Origin of the sequence: Pseudarthrobacter sp. AB1 (genome assembly GCF_014926485.1) — a bacterium.
Classification (GTDB): Bacteria; Actinomycetota; Actinomycetes; order Actinomycetales; family Micrococcaceae; genus Arthrobacter.
In genome coordinates this window covers 24,052-44,439 of the sequence record NZ_PZKO01000005.1, presented here as the reverse complement: position 1 = coordinate 44,439, position 20,388 = coordinate 24,052, and the positions used below count along the sequence as shown (strand labels likewise).

Genomic DNA, 20,388 nt, shown 5'->3' with positions numbered 1-20,388 from the left:
GCACGGCGCTGGCTCCAGCCGCCCGGACGCCGTCATGACATGGGCGGGGAATCAGACTAGCTTTGTGGAGTGCTGACAATATTGAATGCCGTGAAACGGGTGCTGGTGGGCAGGCCCTTCAGGAATGACAGGCTCGCCCATACGCTGCTCCCCAAACGGATAGCACTTCCGGTCTTCGCCTCCGACGCGCTGTCGTCCGTGGCCTACGCGCCCGATGAAATCCTGCTCACCCTGGCCCTGGCCGGCGTTAGTGCAGTGGCCTTTTCGCCGTGGGTGGGCCTGGCCGTCATGGTTGTCCTCCTCACGGTGGTGGCGTCGTACCGGCAGAACGTGCACGCTTACCCTTCAGGCGGCGGAGACTACGAGATCGCCAACGAGAACCTGGGCAAGTTTTCCGGGCTGACGGTGGCCTCGGCGCTCCTGGTGGACTACGTCCTGACGGTGGCCGTCTCAATGTCTTCGGCGGCCACCTACCTCACCACGGCAGTGCCGTCCCTTCACGGGCAACAAGCCCTGTTCGCCACCATCGGCGTCGTGATCCTTGCCCTGGTCAACCTCCGCGGCATCAAGGAGGCCGGCAGTGTTTTTGCCGTCCCCACCTACATTTTTATGGCGGCGATCCTCGGCATGACAGCGGTGGGCGTCTTCCAGGCCGCGACAGGCCAGCTGGGCGAAGCACCGTCGGCGGCCTTCGAGATTGTGCCGGCTCCCGGTTTCGACGAAGGGCTGGTGGGCCTGGCCGGCGCCTTCCTGCTGCTGCGGGCCTTCTCCTCCGGCGCCGCCGCGCTGACCGGCATTGAGGCCATCAGCAACGGTGTGCCGAACTTCCAGAAACCGAAGAGCAAAAACGCGGCCACCACGCTGTTGCTGCTCGGCGTCATCGCCTCGTCCATGCTGGCCGGCATCATCTTTCTGGCCAACGCCACGAAGGTGCACATCGTGCTGGATCCGGCGACGGAATTCCTGATGAACGGCCTGCCGCTGCCGGAGGATTACATCCAGAGTCCGGCCATCAGCCAGATCGCCCAGACCATCTTCGGCCCGGGATCAATCCTGTTCTTCATCGTGGTCGCCGCCACCGGAGTGATCCTGGTGTTCGCCTCGAACACCGCGTTCAACGGGTTCCCGGTACTTGGCTCCATCCTCGCCCAGGACGGCTACCTGCCGCGCCAGCTGCGGACCAGGGGAGACCGCTTGGCATTCAGCAACGGTGTCCTTGCCCTGGCCGCCGGAGCGCTGGTGCTGATCCTCGCGTTCAACGCCGACGTCACCAAACTGATCCAGCTCTACATCGTGGGCGTCTTTATCTCCTTCACCCTCAGCCAGCTGGGCATGATCCGGCACTGGGGGAGGCACCTTAAGCTCGCCAAGGACAAAACCGCCCGACGCCGAATGGTTAAGTCCCGCACCATCAACACCATTGGGTTCGGCATGACGGCCCTCGTGCTGGTGATCGTCCTGATCACCAAGTTCCAGCAAGGGGCGTGGATTGCGCTGCTGGCCATGCTGGTGCTGTTCCTCATCATGTGGAGCATCCGGGCGCACTATGACAACGTCGCCAAGGAGCTGGCCGTGGATGAGGACTCCTCGCCGCGGGCCCTGCCAACCAGGGTGCACGCTGTACTGTTGGTGTCCCATGTGCGCAAGCCTGTGCTGCGCGCCCTGGCTTACGCACGGGCCTCGCGGCCGTCGCGCCTGGACGCCATCACGGTGGACATCAACGCTGAGGAGACCGCGCACACGGTTGCCGACTGGGAAAGGCTGGAGATCCCCGTGCCGCTGACCGTGCTTGCCAGCCCCTACCGCGAAACCATTACACCCATCATGGAATACGTAAAGAACATGCGCCGTGATTCCCCCCGCGACCTGATTGTGGTCTACATCCCCGAATACGTTGTCGGAAAATGGTGGGAACAGCTGGTTCACAACCAGACAGCATTGCGCATCAAAACCCGGCTGCACTTCGAACCTGGCGTGATGGTGGCCAGCGTTCCGTGGCAGCTCAAATCGTCCGAAGAAGCCAAAAACATGCAGGATATCCGATGAACCCCCAGACCCAGACCCCCTCCGCAGCTGCCACGGCAGCCCCCACCGAGCTGGTGCTCGACGTCGGTCCGGTGGCCCACGGCGGTCATTGCGTGGCCCGCCACGAGGGCAGGGTGATCTTCGTCCGGCACGGCATCCCCGGCGAAAAAGTACGCGCCCGCCTCACAGACGCGGGGGAGTCGGCCAAGTTCTGGCGCGCCGACGTTGTTGAGGTGCTGGAGGCCTCCCCGGACCGGGTGGAGCACTTCTGGCGACCGGCGGACTCCCTCCGCGCCTGGGCCCACGGGCATCCGCCGGTGGGCGGCGCCGAATTCGGCCACGTCTCACTGACCCGCCAGCGTGCGCTCAAGTCGGCGGTACTGGCCGAACAGCTTCAGCGGCTCGCCGCCGTCGAACGCCTGCCCGACGGGCTGGACCTCGGAAACGTAGTTGAAGCCGTGAACGCGGGCGGGGCGGATTCCGGCCAGGAGACGGCGCCAACGTCCGACGCCGGCACTGGCCTGGGGTGGCGGACGCGCGCCAGCTTCTCGGTGACCCCGGGCGGCAAACTTGGCATGCACGCGCACAGGTCCGACCACATCATTGCTGTCCGGGAGATGCCGCTCGCATCGGAGGGCATCAACCGGCTGCGCTTATGGGACCTCGACCTGACAGGCATCGAACGCGTGGAGGTGGCGGCGCCGTCGAACGGTTCACGCCCCTTGGTGCTGCTGGCTCCTGCTCCCGGCACCAAGCCCAAACGGCTCAGCGCCATCGCGGCCCAGCTTCCGGATGACGTTTCGGTGGCCACTTTCGACCCCCTGACAGGGGAAGTTGCGCAGCTTCGGGGCCGGACCTGGGTCCAGGAGACCGCAGCCGGCCACGACTACCGGGTCACCGGCGCAGGTTTCTGGCAGATCCACCGCGACGCGCCCGGGACGCTTGTGGGGGCCGTCACAGAATTCCTCCATACCGGTGGATTCCTGGAACCGGGTTCCGTAGTGGCTGACCTCTACGCCGGCGCCGGGCTGTTCACGGCCCCGCTGGCTGACGCGGTGGGGGAGACCGGCTCCGTTCTCTCGGTCGAAGGTGCACCGGGAACCAGCCGGGACGCCCGGAAGAACCTTCACGGTGCGCCGCAGGTGGAGATCGAACACGGACGCGTGGAACGTGTCCTCCGCCAAAAGCCGCGGAATTTCGACGCTATCTTGCTGGATCCTCCCCGGGCCGGCGCCGGGAAGCCCGTGGTCAGCCAACTGGTCGCTGCCGGCCCCCGCGCTATCGCCTACGTATCCTGTGATCCGGCATCGTTTGCCCGGGACGTGGGGTACTTCCAGCAGGCAGGGTGGTCCCTGGCCGGCCTGCGGGCCTTCGATCTCTATCCGCACACCCACCACCTGGAGACGGTGGCGTTGCTGACGCCGGGTCCGTGATGCTACTAGGATGGCGGTAGTAATCCCACGTCGCGCCCCGTATTCACCGCTGACCTCCTGCAGTTTTTGTGGCCAGCACTAATTAGGCCTGCCTAACTAGAAAGCGGTCTACCGCGCGACAAAGATGAAACTGTTGCGAGAGGAGTCCTGCGATGAGCACTGTGGACAGCTTCGGTTCAAAAGGCAAACTTAATGTAGCCGGAACCGAATACGAAATTTTCCGGTTGAACTCCGTTGAAGGTGCAGAAAACCTTCCGTTCAGCCTCAAGGTATTGCTTGAAAACCTGTTGAGGACCGAGGACGGCGCGAACATCACGGCCGATCACGTGCGAGCCTTGGCTGGCTGGGATCCTAATGCCCAGCCCGATACAGAAATCCAGTTCACGCCTGCCCGCGTGATCATGCAGGACTTCACCGGCGTCCCCTGCGTGGTGGACCTGGCGACAATGCGTGAAGCGGTCAAGGAACTCGGCGGCGACCCCAAGCGGGTCAACCCCCTCGCTCCGGCGGAAATGGTCATTGACCACTCCGTGCAGATCGACGTCTTCGGTAACTCCGGCGCGCTGGAGCGCAACATGGAGATCGAATACCAGCGCAACGGCGAGCGTTACCAGTTCCTGCGTTGGGGCCAGACCGCATTCGATGACTTCAAGGTTGTTCCCCCGGGAACCGGCATTGTGCACCAGGTCAACATCGAGTACCTGGCGCGCACCGTCATGACCCGCGAAATCGACGGCGTTCTCCGGGCCTACCCGGACACCTGCGTCGGCACCGACTCGCACACCACCATGGTCAACGGACTGGGTGTCCTGGGCTGGGGCGTTGGCGGCATCGAAGCCGAAGCGGCCATGCTGGGACAGCCTGTCTCGATGCTCATCCCGCGTGTTGTGGGCTTCAAGCTGACCGGGTCCATTCCGGCTGGCGCCACCGCCACGGACGTGGTGCTGACCATCACCGAGCAGCTGCGCAAGCACGGTGTTGTGGGCAAGTTCGTCGAATTCTACGGCGAAGGTGTCGCGGCCGTGCCGCTGGCCAACCGCGCCACCATCGGCAACATGAGCCCGGAATTCGGCTCCACCGCCGCAATGTTCCCCATCGATGACGTCACATTGGACTACCTGCGCCTCACCGGCCGCTCGGACGAAAATGTGGCGCTCGTGGAGTCCTACGCCAAGGAGCAGGGCCTCTGGCACGATGCTTCCCGCGAGATCAAGTTCTCCGAGTACCTCGAGCTGGACCTGTCCACGGTTGTTCCCTCCATCTCCGGCCCCAAGCGTCCCCAGGACCGCATTGAGCTGACGGATGCCAAGGAACAGTTCCGCAAGGACATCCATAACTACGTCGCCATCGAAGACGGCAGCGTGGACGAGTCCCTGGACGAGTCCTTCCCCGCATCGGACGCCCCGTCGTTCACGCACCCCGACTCGCACACCACCGAGACCAGCCGTGTTGTGTCCGCAGCGAACGGCGCCCACGGGCGTCCGTCCAACCCGGTGCACATCAAGACTGAAGACGGCCGCGAGTTCGAGCTGGACCACGGAGCGGTATCCATCGCCTCGATCACGTCCTGCACCAACACGTCCAACCCCTCGGTGATGCTGGCCGCAGCCCTGCTGGCCCGCAACGCCGTCGACAAGGGCCTTACCTCGAAGCCGTGGGTCAAGACCTCCGTGGCCCCCGGGTCCAAGGTTGTCACCGACTACTACAACAAGTCTGGCCTGACCCCGTACCTTGAGAAGCTTGGCTTCTACATCGTGGGTTACGGCTGCGCCACCTGCATCGGTAACTCCGGACCGCTGGACGCCGAAATCTCCGAGGCCATCCAGGCCAACGACCTTTCCGTCACCGCGGTGCTTTCCGGTAACCGCAACTTCGAAGGCCGGATCAACCCGGACGTGAAGATGAACTACCTGGCGTCCCCGCCGCTGGTCATCGCGTACGCCCTGGCCGGTTCCATGGACTTCGACTTCGACACCGATTCCCTGGGCAAGGACGAAGCAGGCAACGACGTCTTCCTGAAGGACATCTGGCCCAACCCGGTTGAGGTCCAGCAGGTCATCGATTCCTCGATCGACAAGGACATGTTCGCCCGCGGCTACGAAGGCGTCTTTGACGGCGACGAGCGCTGGAAGGCGCTCGACACACCGGCCGGCGATACCTTCGCCTGGGATCCGAACTCCACCTACGTCCGGAAGCCCCCGTACTTCGATGGCATCAAGGCGCAGCCGGAACCCGTCCAGGACATCTCCGGCGCACGCGTGCTGCTGAAGCTGGGCGATTCGGTCACCACCGACCACATCTCCCCGGCCGGTTCCTTCAAGTCGGACACCCCCGCCGGCCAGTACCTGCTGGCCAACGGCGTGGAGCGCAAGGACTTCAACTCCTATGGCTCACGCCGTGGCAACCACGAAGTCATGATCCGCGGCACCTTCGCGAACATCCGCATCAAGAACCAGATCCTGGACGGCGTCGAAGGTGGCTTCACCCGCGACTTCACCCAGGCTGACGGCCCGCAGGCATATGTCTACGACGCCGCGCAGAACTACCAGGCAGCCGGCACCCCGCTGGTGGTCCTGGCGGGCAAGGAATACGGTTCCGGATCCTCGCGTGACTGGGCAGCGAAGGGCACCGCTCTGCTGGGCGTCAAGGCCGTCGTCGCCGAGAGCTACGAACGTATCCACCGCTCCAACCTGATCGGCATGGGCGTCCTTCCCCTGCAGTTCCCGGCTGGAGAATCCGCAGCCACCCTGGGCCTGACTGGTACGGAAACCTTCGCGGTTGAGGGCGTCATTGCCCTGAACGAAGGCACCACGCCCAAGACGCTCAAGGTCACCGCCACAGCAGAAGACGGCTCCGCCAAGTCCTTCGATGCAGTGCTCCGCATCGATACTCCGGGCGAAGCCGACTACTACCGCAACGGCGGCATCCTGCAGTACGTCCTGCGCCAGATCTCCGCCAACTAGCCGGAATCTGAACCCACGCAGCACTCCTTCGAAGCCCCGGCCGGTCACCGACCAGCCGGGGCTTCGGCTTTGCATTTCCGCGAGGCGTTAGAGTTAACAGGCACGTCTACCACCCGAAGGAGGGGTCATTGGGAATCTTGGACACCATCCGGAATCCGCAGGACCTGAACCAGCTGTCTCACGAGCAGCTCGAAGAGTTGGCCGCTGAGGTCAGGAGTTTCCTGATCACCAACGTCTCCCAGACAGGTGGACACCTGGGGCCCAACCTCGGCGTTGTGGAACTGACCCTTGCCGTGCACCGCATCTTCGACTCGCCCCGGGACAGCATCGTGTTCGACACGGGCCACCAGTCCTACGTGCACAAGCTCCTCACCGGCCGCCAGGACTTCAGTACCCTTCGCCAGCAGGGCGGCATGTCCGGCTACCCGTCCCGCGCCGAGTCCGAGCATGACATTGTTGAAAGCTCCCACGCATCCTCCTCCCTCTCCTGGGCGGACGGCATCTCCCGGGCACGGCAGCTGACCGGGGAGGGCGACCGCTACACCGTCGCGGTTGTGGGCGACGGCGCCCTGACCGGCGGCATGGCCTGGGAAGCCATCAACAACATTGCGGCAGACAAGCGCCGCCGCGTGGTGATCGTCGTCAACGACAACGGTCGCTCCTATGCCCCCACGGTGGGCGGCTTCGCGGACTACCTCGCCTCGTTGCGTCCCACGATCGACTCGTTCCGCGCAGCCCCTGCCTATGAGGGCACTCTGGACTGGTGGAAGAAGAAGCTCCAGAACAGCGGCCCCGTAGGCCAGTTCACTTACAAGAGCCTGCACGCCATGAAAAAGGGCATCAAGGACTGGTGGGCGCCGCAGGGCATGTTCGAAGACCTCGGCATGAAGTACATCGGCCCGGTCGACGGCCACAACCTGCAGGCCATGGAGCACGCCCTATCCACGGCCAGGAACTACGCCGGCCCGGTGATTGTCCACGCCATGACCGAAAAAGGGCACGGCTACGCCCCGGCCCGGGCCCATGAAGCGGACCAGTTCCACGCCGTCGGTATTATCGATCCGGAAACTGGCGAACCGACGGGACATTCCGGGGCACAGTCCTGGACATCTGTTTTTGCCGACGAGATCGCGAAGATCGCCGATGAACGCCCCGACATTGTGGGCATCACCGGCGCCATGCTTATTCCCGTGGGCCTGCACAAGTTTGCGGCCAAGCACCCGGACCGGGTGATCGACGTCGGCATCGCCGAGCAGCATGCGCTGACGTCCGCCGCCGGCATGGCTTTCGGCGGGCTCCACCCTGTGGTGGCCGTATATGCCACGTTCCTGAACCGCGCCTTTGACCAGCTCCTGATGGACGTGGCACTGCACAAAGCCGGCGTCACCATCGTCCTGGACCGCGCCGGTGTCACCGGCCCGGACGGGGCCAGCCATCACGGCATGTGGGACATGGCCATGGTCCAGATCGTGCCCGGACTCCACCTGGCCGCGCCCCGCGACGCCTCCCGGCTGCGGGAAGAACTCCGCGAAGCCGTGGCTATCAGTGACGCCCCCACCGTGGTCCGCTTCTCCAAGGGCACCGTGGGCGCCGAAGTGGAAGCCATCGAACGGCTGGGCGACGGTGTTGACGTGCTGGCCCGCCGCCCCGCCGGGTCCACCGAAAACGATGTCCTGATCGTCAGCGTCGGAGCCATGTCCGAGCTCGCCCTCGACGTCTCCAACCGACTTGGTGCCCAAGGCATCAGCACCACCGTGGTGGACCCGCGCTGGGTGCTGCCCGTGCGCCGCTCCATCATCGCGCTGGCCTCCCACCACCGGCTGGTCATCTGCATCGAGGACGGCGTCAGGGCAGGCGGCGTCGGATCGCGAATCCGCCAGGAAATGCGCGCAGCCGGCGTTGACACCGCGCTGAACGAGGTTGGGCTCCCTGCGGAGTTCCTGGACCACGGCACGCGGAGCCAGGTGCTGGAGCGCGTCGGGCTGACGGCCCAGCAGATCACGCACGACGTCGTCGCTCAGGTTTTGGGCACAAAGGTTCCCTTCGCGCGCCCACTGCCGGGCCAGGAGCACCCCACCACCGGCAGCCTGCCCATCCTGTGAGGGAAGAAGACGCACTGAAGTATCCGGCCGCCGTCGGGGATTCACACCCGGCGAGGCACACCAGCACCACCCGAGTCCCCGCGGGACTGCAGCCCGGCCAGCTGGTGGTGGCCCGGAACCGGAAATGGAACGGAAAAGCCCACTGGGTGGTCCCGGGGCGCTACCTCGGCGAAGACCGGCACGGCTGGTGGATCTTCCAGGGAACCAACGAATTCTGTTCGCGCCCGGGTGCTGCCTTCTACACAGCGTCCGACGCCGTGCTCCTGGTACCGCGGTCCGGAGACTGGGTTGCCACGTTCTATGACGACGCCCATCCCAGCGGGGTCAGGGTCTATGTTGACCTCGCCGTCGCCCACGAGTGGACGGACATCCGGCCCGCGGTCACCGAGTTCCACGTGATCGACATGGACCTGGACGTGATCCGCATGGCCGGCCGGGGCGTCTTTATCGATGACCAGGACGAGTTCGCCGATCACCGCATCGCCATGAATTACCCGGACCGGCTGGTGGATGACATCCAGGCCGCCGCGGATGAGCTATATCAGGCCGTCAAGGCACAGCACGCACCATTCGACGGAACAGACGTTGAATGGTTCACGAAGGGACGGTCATGAGCGGAATCATCAGGGTCTACAAACGGGACGACGAAGGAACACTGCACTTCCGTGAAGGCTGGTTCGACGAGGACTACAGCCAGTTTGTGATGAACTACGGCGTGGTTGGGCACCAGAGCAAGACCGAAGAGACCGATGTGGCTGATGCCGCTGCGGTGGAAGGCCTCATGGATGCCTTTGCCGTGCAGTGCGCAGCGGACGGCTTCGCCGAAATCCCCGACGAGGACCAGTTCTGGGTGGTGGCTCAGTTCGCCCTGAAAACCAAGGAGGGTACCGACCGTGACCGCTACCTTGAGGAAAAGGCGAAAGACGCCCTCATCAGCCACCTGGCCTGGCGCGGCCTGGGAACCGTGGAACGCTCAGAGTTCAGCGATTACAAGCTGAATATCTTCTGCCTCTGCCCCGATGTTAACAAGGCCGTCAGCGCCATCAAGGTTTGCAGCCGCGGCGAAGACCTCGACTTTACCAAGCTGAGCATCGGGGCAGCCTCGTACGGCGAACCGGACAACTTCAAACTCAAGCACTCCGCGAAGCCTGCCAACACCTTCAGCCTGTAGAGGGGAAAACATGCCTGACTACCGACGCCTGGGAAACTCCGGGCTGACCGTCTCCGTGGTGGGACTCGGTTGCAACAACCTGGGCCGCGCCAATACGGTGACCGAATCGCAGGCCGGGACCGACGCCGTCGTCCATGCCGCGCTTGACGCCGGCGTGACGCTTTTCGACGTCGCAGACAACTACGGGCGCGAGCCCGGACTCAGCGAGACGATGCTGGGCAAGGCACTGGCCGGCAAGCGGGATGATGTTCTGGTGGCCACCAAGTTCGGCATGGACGTCCGGGGTGCCAACGGGAACGACTTTGGGGCCCGGGGGTCCCGGCGCTACATCGTCCGGGCGGTGGAGGCCTCGCTGCGGCGGCTGGGCACGGACTGGATCGACCTTTACCAGTTCCACACCCCCGACCCACTGACTCCCATCGAGGAGACGCTGAGCGCCCTCGATGACCTGGTCACCGGCGGCAAGGTCCGTTACATCGGCCACTCCAACCGCGCCGGCTGGCAGATTGCAGAGGCCGAATTTGTGGCCAGGGCCGCCGGCGGCACACGGTTCATCTCCACCCAGAACCACTACAACCTCCTGGACCGTCGAGCCGAGCAGGAGGTCACGCCCGCGGCAGAAGCGTACGGCCTGGGTGTCCTGCCGTACTTCCCGCTGGCCAACGGCCTGCTGACGGGCAAATATTCGCCGGGCTCGGCTCCGGCCGGCTCGAGGTTGAGCCATACACGCACCAACATGGTGCACGACGCCGACTGGGACCAGCTCCAGCGTTTCAGTTCCTTCGCGGCAGTTCGCGACCTGACCGAGATCCAGGTGGCCTTCTCCTGGCTCGCGGCCCAGCCTGCCGTCAGCAGCGTGATCGCCGGAGCCACCAGGCCGGAGCAGATCCGCGAAAATGCGGCCGCTGTCGCCTGGGTGCCGTCACCGGCGGAGCTCGCGGAACTGGATGCGATCTTCCCGAAGGTCCCCCAAGTCGCTCTCTTTTAGGACACCCCGCAGATGACCAGGCTGCTGCTGGACGTGGATACCGGGATCGACGACGCCCTGGCGCTGGCCTATCTGGCGTCCTTACCGGACGTGGAGTTCGTGGCCGTGACGGCGTCCCCGGGAAACGTGGATGCCCACCAGGTGGCAAGCAACACCCTCGCGCTGCTGGAGCTGTGCGGCAGGCCCAACGTGGAGGTGGCCGTCGGCGCCCTGAACCCACTGGGCATCCCGCTGGTGACAACGCCGGAAACCCACGGCCCGCAGGGACTGGGACACGCAGTCCTGCCCCCGCCGGCGGGCACGGTGTCTCCACGGCACGCCGCCGACGTCTGGGTAGAGGCCGCCCGCGCCCATCCGGGAGAGCTGACAGCCTTGATCACCGCGCCGCTGACCAATTTCGCCCTCGCCATCCGGCGCGAACCCCGGCTGCCCGAACTGCTGGGACGTGTGGTGATCATGGGAGGAAGCTTCTACCACCAGGGGAACACCACACCCACGGCAGAGTGGAACACGCACGTTGATCCGCATGCGGCCAAGGAGGTCTATGCCGCCTACCGGGGCCTGCCGGCAGACCGGCTGCCCATCGTCTGCTCCCTGGACACCACGGAGCGGATGGAGATGCGGCCGGAGCATGTGCGGCGGCTGGCCGCGGCGGCTGGCTGCGCCGTGGAGGAACTTGTGCTGCCGGAACAGGCCGAAGGGCTCAGGAGCAGGTCCGAGAACACCCTGGTGCGGCACCTGTCCGATGCGCTGCGCTTCTACTTCGAATTCCACCGGAACTATGACCAGGGCTACCTGGCGCACGTCCACGACTATTTCGCCGCCGGCGTGGCAGCCGGCACCCTGGAATACAGCACCCGGCCTGCCACGGTGGACGTGGAGGTTGAGTCGGCCATGCTGATGGGGACCACCGTGGCGGACTACCGGAACCTGTGGAACCGGCCGCACAATGCCCGGATCGTCTCCGACAACAACCCGGCGCAGGCTTTCGACGAACTGGTGGGTTCCCTTGGGCGCCTAGCCCGCAGGGTCGGCTGAAGACCAGCCCTACAGTGGCGCGTCTTCGGGTACCTCAACGTCCAAGGCAAGCAGGGCGTTCTCCACCACTTCCGTCAGGGCCGGGTGGATCCAGTACGGGCCCCGTGCGAGCTGGTGGACAGATACGTCAGTGGCCATCGCCTGGACCAGCGGCTGGATCAGGAGCGAGGCCTCGTGGCCCATGATGTGCGCGCCGAGCAGCCGGCCGGTGGAACGTTCCGCCACCAGCTTGACCACACCTTCTTCGTCCTCCATGGCCCAGCCGTACGCGGTGGAGCCGTAATCCTGGACTGCGGTGACAATGTCCGACCCTGCTGCGGCCTGCTCCCGGGCATCATCCTCAGTCAGGCCCACGGAGGCCACCTGCGGATTGCTGAACACGGCAAACGGCACCGCGGTGTAGTCGATGGTCCGGAGCCGGTCCGGGTGTTCCAGGTTGTGCGCCACTACCCGGGCCTCCCGGTTGGCGACGTGCTTGAGCTGGTAGCTGTTGGCGATGTCGCCCAAAGCATAAACACCGTCAACGGGCGTGCCGCCGGCGAGGACCCTAAGGCTCGCGTCCACGGACAGTGTATGGTCCTCGTCCACGTCAAAGCCGGCGGCGTCCACACCCAGCCGGTCCGTATTCGGCACCCGCCCGGTGGCCATCAGGACGATGTCCGCTGCGACCCGCAGCCATTTGCCGTCGTTGTCCGCAAAAAATGCGGTGACGCTGCCGTCGCCGTTGTCCTCCACCGCCTGGAGCGAGTAGCCAAGCTTGAGCTTCCAGCGGCCGGCCGCGGCCGCGGCGAAGCGTTCGGCGATCTCGGCGTCGTTCCCGCGCAGCAGCCGCTGCGAACGGTTCACCTGGGTCACCTCGGCCCCGAAACCGTGGAATACGGCAGCGAACTCGGCGGCGATGTACCCGCCGCCAACCACCACCACCCGTTCGGGCGGACCATCGATGCGCATCACGGTGTCCGAGGTGTGCACCTGTGGAAGGCCAATGCCGGGCACATCGGGGAGCACAGCCCGGGAGCCCGCGGCCACCACTACCCGGTCCGCGGTGAGCTCCACGCCGGAATCAGTGATGAGCGTCCGGGGACCGGTGAACCGGATGTGCTCCTGGTACAGGTCCACATGGGCGAGTTCATCGGCCCGGTACCGCCGGCCGGACTCGGAAATCGCGTCGATCCGGCTAAAGATCCGGTCTTGCAGTTCATTCCAGTGGACCTTGTCCAGGCTCAGGTCCACACCCAGACGGGCGGCTTCCTTGGGCGCGGCGGCCAAGGAGGCCGGGTAGACAAACATCTTCGTGGGGATGCAGCCGACGTTCAGGCAGGTGCCGCCGAACACGCCGCCGTCGATCATGGCCACCTTCCTGTCGTCCCAGAACGGGGTGATCAGCGAATTGCCGGATCCGGATCCGATGATGGCAAGGTCGTAGTGGGGCATTTGTGCCTTTCGGAAGCTCAGGCGGGCGGGCAGCGGCTTGCGCGCCCACTCCCCATCGTACGGCCGGGTTAGGGCGCGGGTGGCTCCTTGCAGTTGGTCTTCCCCATAGTCCAATCCGGTGGGACGATGTCCTCTGAGCGACAAACACGAAGAAGACCTGCGGGACGGGAGGGCCGCATCAGCACGCGCATGCGGCAGCGCCAGCCACCCAGCTGATGCGAACTGTCGGGCTGCGGCGGCGGGCAGCGGAGGAGTAGCTGGAACACCACCTCAAGGAAGCACGCCACAAAGGTGAACGCGACACCACCCGCCGGGAAGGGGCGACGGGAGACGGACGGTAGACTGATGCCGGACCCGGGCCGGCGCAGACGCCCCCGGCTGCCGCCGAGGTGACATAGGCGGCGTTCCGCACCGCCCGGGCCATCCGGGCGCCACAGCCCGCATCCCCAGAAGGAACGCCATGTCATCGCTCACGCTGCCGCCGCAAACGCCGGCCACCGCCCGCAACCGCCGACTGCTGGAAATCCTTGGAGCGGTGGCCATAGCCGGCACGTACATCTACCTGGTCCTGAACCAGCCCGCGGACATCACCGGTGGCCCGGGCAGCGCCTCGGCCCTGATCGCCCTGTCCGGCTTCCTCGTGGGCGCCGTGCTGCTGATCATCGGCGTTCTGCCCACGCTGCCCGTCTCCACGCTGGTGCTGATCCCGGTGGCCCTGGTGTTGAACATTGTCCTGGGACAGTTCGTCGGCAGCACGTTGGTGCCGTTCTACCTCGACGCCATCGGCACCGTCCTGATCGCCGTTCTCGCCGGTCCCGCCGCCGGGGCCGCCACTGGTGCCCTCAGCAGCATTATCTGGTCCTTTTTCAACCCGACCGTACTGCCCTTCGCCGCCGGTGCGGCCCTGATCGGCTGCCTGGCCGGCCTCGCCGCACGCTATGGCCTGTTCCGGCGCTTTTACCTGGCCCCGGTGGCGGGTTTCCTGACCGGTATCGTCGGCGGTGTGGTCTCCGCTCCCGTTGCCGCTTTCGTCTTCGGCGGCACCTCCGGCCTCGCCACCGGCGCCATTGTCAGCGCCTTCCGCTCCATGGGGGACAGCCTGCTCGCCGCCATCACCAAGCAGGCCCTGATCTCGGACCCCATGGACAAGGCCATCGTCTTTACCCTCGTCGCCGTCCTGGTCTACGCCCTCCCTCGCCGCACGCGTCTGCAATTCCCTTTTGTCCGGCAGTACCGCGTGCTGGCCGGCACAGACTCCAACCACCCCGGCAACCAGCCCACCGGCCACTCAACCGGCCAGGACGCCTGACGCACCCCTGATGCCCCTTCACCCCCTGACGTCGCTGGCGGCTGCCGGCAGCACGGCAGTGATATCGACGGCGGCTGCCAGCTGGCCGATGTCCCTCACCGTGATCGCAGCGGCCGTGGGCCTGTCGGTCGCCAGGGGAGCGGCGCGCCGGATGCTGCCGGCCGCGGCGGTCATTCTGGTTCCGTTGGTACTGTCGCTGTTGGCCCTGCACGGACTGTTCTTTCCTGAGGGCACCACCGTGCTGGCGCAGTGGGGACCGGCGCGTGTCACAGCGCAAGGCCTGCAGTTTGCGCTCGAGCGGGCGGCGCAGCTTTCCGCGGCCGTGCTTGTGCTGCTGCTGTGTTCCTTCACCGTCAGCGTTCCGGACCTGGTGGCCGCCCTGTCCACCCGCGGTGTCAACGCGCGGTTCGCGTTTGTGCTTGCCTCCACCTTGACGCTGCTGCCGGCCATCAGTTCACGGCTGGGGCGGATCAGGCAGGCCCAGGAAGCGCGTGGCCTGGTGATCAGGCCTGGAATTCCCGGGCGGGCTGCCGCGTTCCGGTGGCAGGCGGTTCCCCTGCTGTTGTCCCTCCTGGAGGAAGCAGGCACCCGCGCTGCGGCCCTGCAGGCCCGCGGTTTCGGTAGTTCCGGTCCAATCACCAGTTACCGTCAGGTGCTGGATTCTCCGGTCCAGCGGTGGGCGCGCGTGGTTCTGCTGCTCGCGGCGCTGGCGGCCATCGCCGCCCGCCTCTGGCAGCCGACGGCGGGTGCTTAGCAATGGTACAGACCCCACCGCCGGCCTTGGCTGCCGGCATCGAAAAATTCGTCTTCCCCGGCGAAACGGAACCCGTCCTGGCGGGCATAAGCCTGACCTTGGCCCCAGGATCGCTGACAGCGGTCCTGGGCGGTTCCGGCAGCGGCAAATCAACATTGGGACGCGTCCTCGCCGGCTGGTTGCTGCCCGGCGACTGCGGGACACTCACGGGTTTTTTTGAGCTCGCCGGCACGTCCGTCAGGTTCACCGGAACATCTGCCGATCCGCAGATCGATCCCGGCCGCTGGGGCCGCCAGGTGGGCCTTGTGCCGCAGGATCCGGCCGGCGCTTTGTCCACGGTCCGGGTCACGGTGGCCGAGGAGCTGGCCTTCGGCCTGGAAAACGCGGGGGTTGACCGTGCGAGTATGGTCCTCGCCGTCCAGGACACAGCAGCCCTGACCGGCCTGGCACATCTGCTGGACCGGGATCCCGCCACGCTTTCCGGCGGTCAGCTCCGCCGCCTGGCCATCGGCTGCGCGGTCATTCAGCGCCCCGCAGTTCTCGTGATGGACGAGCCCTTCGCCTCCCTCGATACGGACGGAGCCGAAGTCCTCGCTGCCCTGGTGCGGAACCTGGTCCGAGACGGCACCGCCGTCGTGATCATGAGCCAGCGTGCCGAGGCCTTCCTGCACACCGCCGATACGTGGCTGGTCCTCGCCGGCGGTACCGTAGCTGCCACTGGCACGCCGGCAGGACTTGTGGCTGCCGGGCCTCTGGAAGTGGCTGGCGTGGTCCGGCCCCGCCCGATTACAGCTCCCCGGCCGCTGAAAGGATCCGAGTATCAATCCGCTGTCGACAGTCCGCCGGCCCTGGAACTGCGCGACGTCTCGTTCACGTACCGGCGGACGCGGCGCCGAGGCTGGTTCAGGACACAGCCGGGCCCGCCGGTTGACCCTGTCCTGCACGGACTCAGCCTGACCCTCAAAGCGGGCGAGATCCTGGCAGTGGCAGGTCCCAACGGCTCCGGAAAGTCCACGCTGCTGAGGCACCTCAATGGCTTGCTCCAACCAACCGCGGGCAGCGTGCTGGTCCATGGGCGGAACATCGGCGGGCGCCCGGCGGGACAAGTGGCCCGCGACGTTGGGCTCCTCTTCCAGCAGCCCCGGGACCAGCTGTTTGAGCGCACCGTGGATCGGGAAGTACGCTTCGGACTCGCAGGCGACGGGCTCGCGGCGGACCTGGCGGTGCAGCGCGCCCTTGCCGCCGTTGGCCTGGATCACCTTGCCGGGCGGCACCCGGCGGAACTGCCGGCGTCCCAGCAGCGCCTGCTGGCCCTGGCGACGGTACTGGCCCGGGGTCCCTCAGTGCTTGCACTGGACGAGCCAACCGTTTCCCTGGATGGCCCCGGGCTGGACCGGCTGGACCGGGTGGTGCGCAGCACGACGGCGGATGGCACCGCCGTCGTGCTGGTCACCCACGACCTGGACTACGCCCGGTCTATCGCGCACCGGCTGGTGTGCCTCGAGGCCGGCCGCCTGCGGAGTCTTTGAGGGCCAGTGCCAAACGTTGGAGTTTTTGGTCAGATAATGCGGCTTTCAGGGCCCTCAGGCGGCGTTATCTGACCAAAAACTCTTCAGGCGCGGGTCAGGCTGGCTTCGGGGACACCGACGCGGCGGACGCGACTCCGGGAGCCAGGAACCGCTTGCCGCTGACCCGCTCCGAGGCGCCCACCCGGTCCAGGTACGGCGTGATGCCGCCCAGGAACATCGGCCAGCCCGCGCCGAGGATCATGCAGAGGTCGATGTCTTCAGGACCGGCCACCACACCGTCATCCAGCATCAGCCCGATCTCCTCTGCCAGGGCATCCTGGACACGGCGCAGGACGTCGTCCCCGCTGGACGGCGACGTGCCGAAGGACATCAGCGACAGGGTGGACTCCGGGATCTCCTGGGAGCCGTCGGCCGCCGGGGCCCAGAGCGATTTCACGCCGTTCCCGATCAGCTTCTGCAGGTTCGTGGACACGGCGAAGCGGTCCCCGAAGGCGGCGTGCAGGGACTCCTGGACATGCTGCGCCACTGGCAGGCCCACCATGGCACCCAGCGTGAACGGGGTCATCGGCAGGCCCATGGGCCGCAGCGAAGTGTCGGCAACGTCGGCAGGGGTTCCTTCGTCGAAGGCAGCCGTCACTTCGCCCATCAGCCGCAGCAGGATCCGGTTGACCACAAAGGCCGGCGCATCCTTGACCAGGACCGCGCTCTTCTTCAGGCCCTTGGCGAGCTCAAAAGCGGTGGCCAGCACGGCGTCGTCGGTCTTGGGCGCGCGCACGATTTCGAGCAGAGGCATCACGGCCACCGGGTTGAAGAAGTGGAAGCCCACCAGCCGTTCCGGGTGCGCGAGGTCTTCGGCCATGGCCGTGACGGACAGCGAGGACGTGTTGGTGGCGAGGATGCACTCTGGGGAGACGATCGCTTCCACCTCGGCGAAGACCTGCTTCTTGACGTTCAGCTCTTCGAAAACAGCCTCGATGACAAAGTCGGCGTCCGCGAAGGCCTCCTTGGAGACCGATCCCGTGACCAGTGCCTTCGTGCGGTTGGCTGCGTCCTGGCTGATCCGTTTTTTGCCGAGGAGCTTGTCCACCTCGGCGTGGACGTAGCCCACGCCCTTGTCCACGCGGGCCTGGTCGATGTCCGTCATCACCACGGGGACCTTGAGCTGGCGGGCGAACAACAGGGCCAGCTGGCTGGCCATAAGGCCCGCCCCCACAACGCCGACCTTGGTGACCGGCCGTGCGAGCTTCCGGTCCGGGGCACCGGCCGGGCGCTTGGAACGCTTCTGGACCAAATCCAGGAACGCGTAGACCGTGGCGCGGAACTCGTCTGTCTGCATCAGGCCGGCGAGGGTTTCGCACTCGAGTGCGGCGGATTCGGCCTGGGATATGGTCCGGTTGGCTTCGAGGATGTCCAGGACCTTGGCCGGTGCAGGGGAGGCGTTGGAGGTCTTGGCCTCCACGAATGCCCGGCCGGCGGCGACGGCTGCGGACCAGCGCACGGCAACAGCGGGATCCGCGGGGTCCACGGCGTTGGCCCGCTCCGGGACCGTCTCGCCGGTGATGACCGTGGCAGCCCAGGCGAGGGACTGCTCCAGGAAGTCTGCCGGTTCGAACAGGGCGTCGGCGATGCCCAGCTGGAAGGCCTGGGGCCCGTTGAGCATCCGGTTATTGCTGAGCGGGTTCTCGATCATCACCTTGACCGCGTTCTCGGGTCCGATCAGGCGCGGCAGGATGTAGACGCCGCCCCAGCCGGGGACCAGGCCGAGGACGGCTTCCGGCAGCGCCAGCGCACCGGCACCGGTGGAGACGGTGCGGTATGTGGACTGCAAAGCGATCTCCAGGCCGCCGCCCAGGGCAACACCGTTGATGAACGCGAAGCTGGGAACGCCCAGGTTGGCCAGGGTGGCATAAACGTCATGCCCGAGCTGCGCCATCCACAGGCCATGGTCGCGGTTCTCCAGCGACTTCACCGCGGACAGGTCGGCGCCGGCCACGAGGAAGTACGGCTTGCCGGTCACGCCCACACCTGCGATCTCGCCGCGTGCCGCACGTTCCTTCAGTCCCTCCAGGACCGTGCCCAGTTCGACCAGGGTATTGGGTCCCAGCGTGGTGGGTTTGGAGTGGTCCAGGCCGTTGTCCAGGGTTATCAGCGCGAACACCCCAGGACTCCGCTGGCCGGGGGCAGCCGGGAGCCTGATGTCCTGGACGTACGAGTGGGTCACGGTTTCGTCCGGGAAGAGCCCGGCAAGCTTGGTGAAATCGGCGGCGCTCATGCGGCGGCTCCTTCGGTGGTTGCTACTGTGATTGCTTCGGGGCCGTCTGCTGCGACGGCACCGCTGTAATCGGGGTGACGCGGGTTTTCCCAGATGACGGTGGCGCCCATGCCCAAGCCTATGCACATGGTGGTGATCCCGTACCGGACCGAGGGGTCTTCTTCGAACTGCCGGGCAAGCTGGTTCATCAGCCTGACCCCGGAGGACGCGAGGGGGTGGCCCACCGCGATGGCGCCGCCGTAGCGGTTGACGCGGGGGTCGTCGTCGGAAATTCCGAAGTGGTCCAGGAAACTCAGGACCTGCACGGCAAAGGCTTCATTGATCTCGAATAGTCCGATGTCCCCAATGCTGAGGCCGGCGTTCTTCAGTGCTTTTTCGGTGGCTGGCACAGGGCCGATGCCCATGACCTCCGGTTCGACGCCGGCGTAGGCATAGCTGACCAGCCGCATCTTGACAGGCAGGCCCAGTTCCGCGGCAGCTTCCGAGGACGCCAGGACGGCGGCCGTGGCGCCGTCGTTCAGGCCGGCAGCGTTGCCTGCCGTCACGCGGCCGTGGGCGCGGAAGGGAGTCCGCAGGGCTGCCAGGTCCTCGAGCGTGGTGCCCGGCCGGGGCGGTTCATCAACGCTGTTCACCGTCCAGCCCTGTCCCGGCTTCAGTGTAGCGACCGGCACGAGGTCAGGCTGGATCTGGCCCTGGGCGTATGCGGCTGCGAGCTTGTCCTGCGAGGCAACCGCGTAGGCGTCTGTGCGTTCCTTCGTGATGGCGGGAAAACGGTCGTGCAGGTTTTCGGCCGTGTTGCCCATGTTCAGGGCGGCAGGGTCAACCAGCCGCTCGGACATAAACCGCGGGTTCGGATCGGCGCCGGAGCCCATCGGGTGATTGCCCATGTGCTCCACACCGCCGGCGATGACGACGTCGTAGGCGCCGAAGCCGATGCCGCTCGCCGTTGTGGTCACCGCGGTCATGGCGCCGGCGCACATACGGTCAATGGCGAATCCGGGGACAGTGCGGGGGAGCCCTGCCAGGAGGGCGGCCGTGCGGCCGAGGGTCAGACCCTGATCGCCGGTCTGGGTGGTGGCGGCAACAGCGACTTCGTCGATCCGGGCCGCGGGCAGGGTGGGGTTGCGGCGCAGAAGTTCGCGGATGCACTTCACCATCAGGTCATCGGCGCGGGTTCCGGCGTAGATGCCTTTCTCACCGGCCCGGCCGAAGGGTGTGCGGACGCCGTCAACAAAAACGACGTCGCGGACAGTTCGCGGGGATCCGCTGCTTCCGTGGTGGCTCACGTTTACTCCTCATCGAGACGTTGGCGCCGTCCGGAGGCCAAAGGGCAGCACTCGGCAGGACGGCAGTGCACACTATGTTACTCG

14 protein-coding genes are annotated in these 20,388 nt (G+C 66.1%); 11 read left to right on the top strand and 3 right to left on the bottom strand.

Annotated elements, in window-relative coordinates; genetic code table 11:
• Positions 1–69 precede the first annotated feature (69 nt).
• From DAD99_RS00595 to DAD99_RS00560, 8 genes are all read left to right on the top strand, one after another.
• On the top strand, positions 70–2,046 hold the full coding sequence (locus DAD99_RS00595; RefSeq protein WP_193339909.1) for an APC family permease: 1,977 nt from the start codon (positions 70–72) through the stop codon (positions 2,044–2,046).
• Positions 2,043–3,458 (top strand): class I SAM-dependent RNA methyltransferase, encoded by a 1,416-nt coding sequence (locus DAD99_RS00590; protein ID WP_193339908.1) that lies wholly within the window; start codon positions 2,043–2,045, stop codon positions 3,456–3,458. Before DAD99_RS00595 ends, DAD99_RS00590 begins: the two co-directional genes overlap by 4 nt.
• Before the next feature lie 152 nt (positions 3,459–3,610).
• Positions 3,611–6,421, top strand: a complete 2,811-nt coding sequence (gene acnA, locus DAD99_RS00585) for an aconitate hydratase AcnA (protein WP_193339907.1) — start codon at positions 3,611–3,613, stop codon at positions 6,419–6,421.
• 128 nt (positions 6,422–6,549) lie between these two features.
• Complete coding sequence (gene dxs / locus DAD99_RS00580; protein ID WP_193339906.1) at positions 6,550–8,523, top strand: 1-deoxy-D-xylulose-5-phosphate synthase; 1,974 nt, start codon at positions 6,550–6,552, stop codon at positions 8,521–8,523.
• Complete coding sequence (locus DAD99_RS00575; protein WP_193339905.1) at positions 8,520–9,137, top strand: DUF402 domain-containing protein; 618 nt, start codon at positions 8,520–8,522, stop codon at positions 9,135–9,137. Before dxs ends, DAD99_RS00575 begins: the two co-directional genes overlap by 4 nt.
• A complete protein-coding gene (locus DAD99_RS00570; RefSeq protein ID WP_193339904.1) occupies positions 9,134–9,694 on the top strand; it encodes a hypothetical protein in 561 nt (186 codons plus the stop codon). Before DAD99_RS00575 ends, DAD99_RS00570 begins: the two co-directional genes overlap by 4 nt.
• 10 nt (positions 9,695–9,704) lie before the next feature.
• A complete protein-coding gene (locus DAD99_RS00565) occupies positions 9,705–10,682 on the top strand; it encodes an aldo/keto reductase (protein ID WP_193339903.1) in 978 nt (325 codons plus the stop codon).
• Positions 10,683–10,694: 12 nt separating this feature from the next.
• Entirely contained in the window at positions 10,695–11,720 is a 1,026-nt protein-coding gene (locus DAD99_RS00560; protein WP_193339902.1) for a nucleoside hydrolase, read from the top strand.
• A 9-nt stretch (positions 11,721–11,729) separates the two neighbouring features.
• Here the strand turns inward: DAD99_RS00560 and DAD99_RS00555 are convergent, their stop codons facing one another.
• Positions 11,730–13,154: a mycothione reductase gene (locus DAD99_RS00555; protein ID WP_193339901.1), complete on the bottom strand. Its 1,425-nt coding sequence runs from the start codon at positions 13,152–13,154 to the stop codon at positions 11,730–11,732.
• A gap of 460 nt (positions 13,155–13,614) precedes the next feature.
• Here DAD99_RS00555 and DAD99_RS00550 point away from each other — a divergent pair, with 460 nt between their 5' ends.
• The 3 genes from DAD99_RS00550 to DAD99_RS00540 are packed head-to-tail and all read left to right on the top strand — an operon-like array spanning position 13,615 to position 16,746.
• On the top strand, positions 13,615–14,463 hold the full coding sequence (locus tag DAD99_RS00550) for an ECF transporter S component (protein WP_193339900.1): 849 nt from the start codon (positions 13,615–13,617) through the stop codon (positions 14,461–14,463).
• A 10-nt stretch (positions 14,464–14,473) separates the two neighbouring features.
• Positions 14,474–15,217, top strand: a complete 744-nt coding sequence (locus DAD99_RS00545) for an energy-coupling factor transporter transmembrane component T (RefSeq protein ID WP_193339899.1) — start codon at positions 14,474–14,476, stop codon at positions 15,215–15,217.
• A gap of 2 nt (positions 15,218–15,219) precedes the next feature.
• On the top strand, positions 15,220–16,746 hold the full coding sequence (locus DAD99_RS00540) for an ABC transporter ATP-binding protein (protein ID WP_193339898.1): 1,527 nt from the start codon (positions 15,220–15,222) through the stop codon (positions 16,744–16,746).
• A 94-nt stretch (positions 16,747–16,840) separates the two neighbouring features.
• Here the strand turns inward: DAD99_RS00540 and DAD99_RS00535 are convergent, their stop codons facing one another.
• Both DAD99_RS00535 and DAD99_RS00530 read right to left on the bottom strand, forming a co-directional pair.
• Positions 16,841–19,018, bottom strand: coding sequence for a 3-hydroxyacyl-CoA dehydrogenase NAD-binding domain-containing protein (locus DAD99_RS00535; protein WP_193339897.1), 2,178 nt, complete (start codon positions 19,016–19,018; stop codon positions 16,841–16,843).
• Entirely contained in the window at positions 19,015–20,304 is a 1,290-nt protein-coding gene (locus DAD99_RS00530; RefSeq protein WP_193339896.1) for a thiolase family protein, read from the bottom strand. The genes DAD99_RS00535 and DAD99_RS00530 overlap by 4 nt, the downstream gene beginning before the upstream one ends.
• Positions 20,305–20,388 lie beyond the last annotated feature (84 nt).

Excerpts from the sequence above, each read along its gene's own strand:
- DAD99_RS00590 (WP_193339908.1), top strand. The coding sequence starts at position 2,043 with ATGAACCCCCAGACCCAGACCCCCTCCGCAGCTGCCACGGCAGCCCCC.
- acnA (WP_193339907.1), top strand. The coding sequence starts at position 3,611 with ATGAGCACTGTGGACAGCTTCGGTTCAAAAGGCAAACTTAATGTAGCC.
- DAD99_RS00570 (WP_193339904.1), top strand. The coding sequence starts at position 9,134 with ATGAGCGGAATCATCAGGGTCTACAAACGGGACGACGAAGGAACACTG.
- DAD99_RS00565 (WP_193339903.1), top strand. The coding sequence starts at position 9,705 with ATGCCTGACTACCGACGCCTGGGAAACTCCGGGCTGACCGTCTCCGTG.
- DAD99_RS00560 (WP_193339902.1), top strand. The coding sequence starts at position 10,695 with ATGACCAGGCTGCTGCTGGACGTGGATACCGGGATCGACGACGCCCTG.
- DAD99_RS00555 (WP_193339901.1), bottom strand. The coding sequence starts at position 13,154 with ATGCCCCACTACGACCTTGCCATCATCGGATCCGGATCCGGCAATTCG.
- DAD99_RS00550 (WP_193339900.1), top strand. The coding sequence starts at position 13,615 with ATGTCATCGCTCACGCTGCCGCCGCAAACGCCGGCCACCGCCCGCAAC.
- DAD99_RS00545 (WP_193339899.1), top strand. The coding sequence starts at position 14,474 with ATGCCCCTTCACCCCCTGACGTCGCTGGCGGCTGCCGGCAGCACGGCA.
- DAD99_RS00540 (WP_193339898.1), top strand. The coding sequence starts at position 15,220 with ATGGTACAGACCCCACCGCCGGCCTTGGCTGCCGGCATCGAAAAATTC.
- DAD99_RS00535 (WP_193339897.1), bottom strand. The coding sequence starts at position 19,018 with ATGAGCGCCGCCGATTTCACCAAGCTTGCCGGGCTCTTCCCGGACGAA.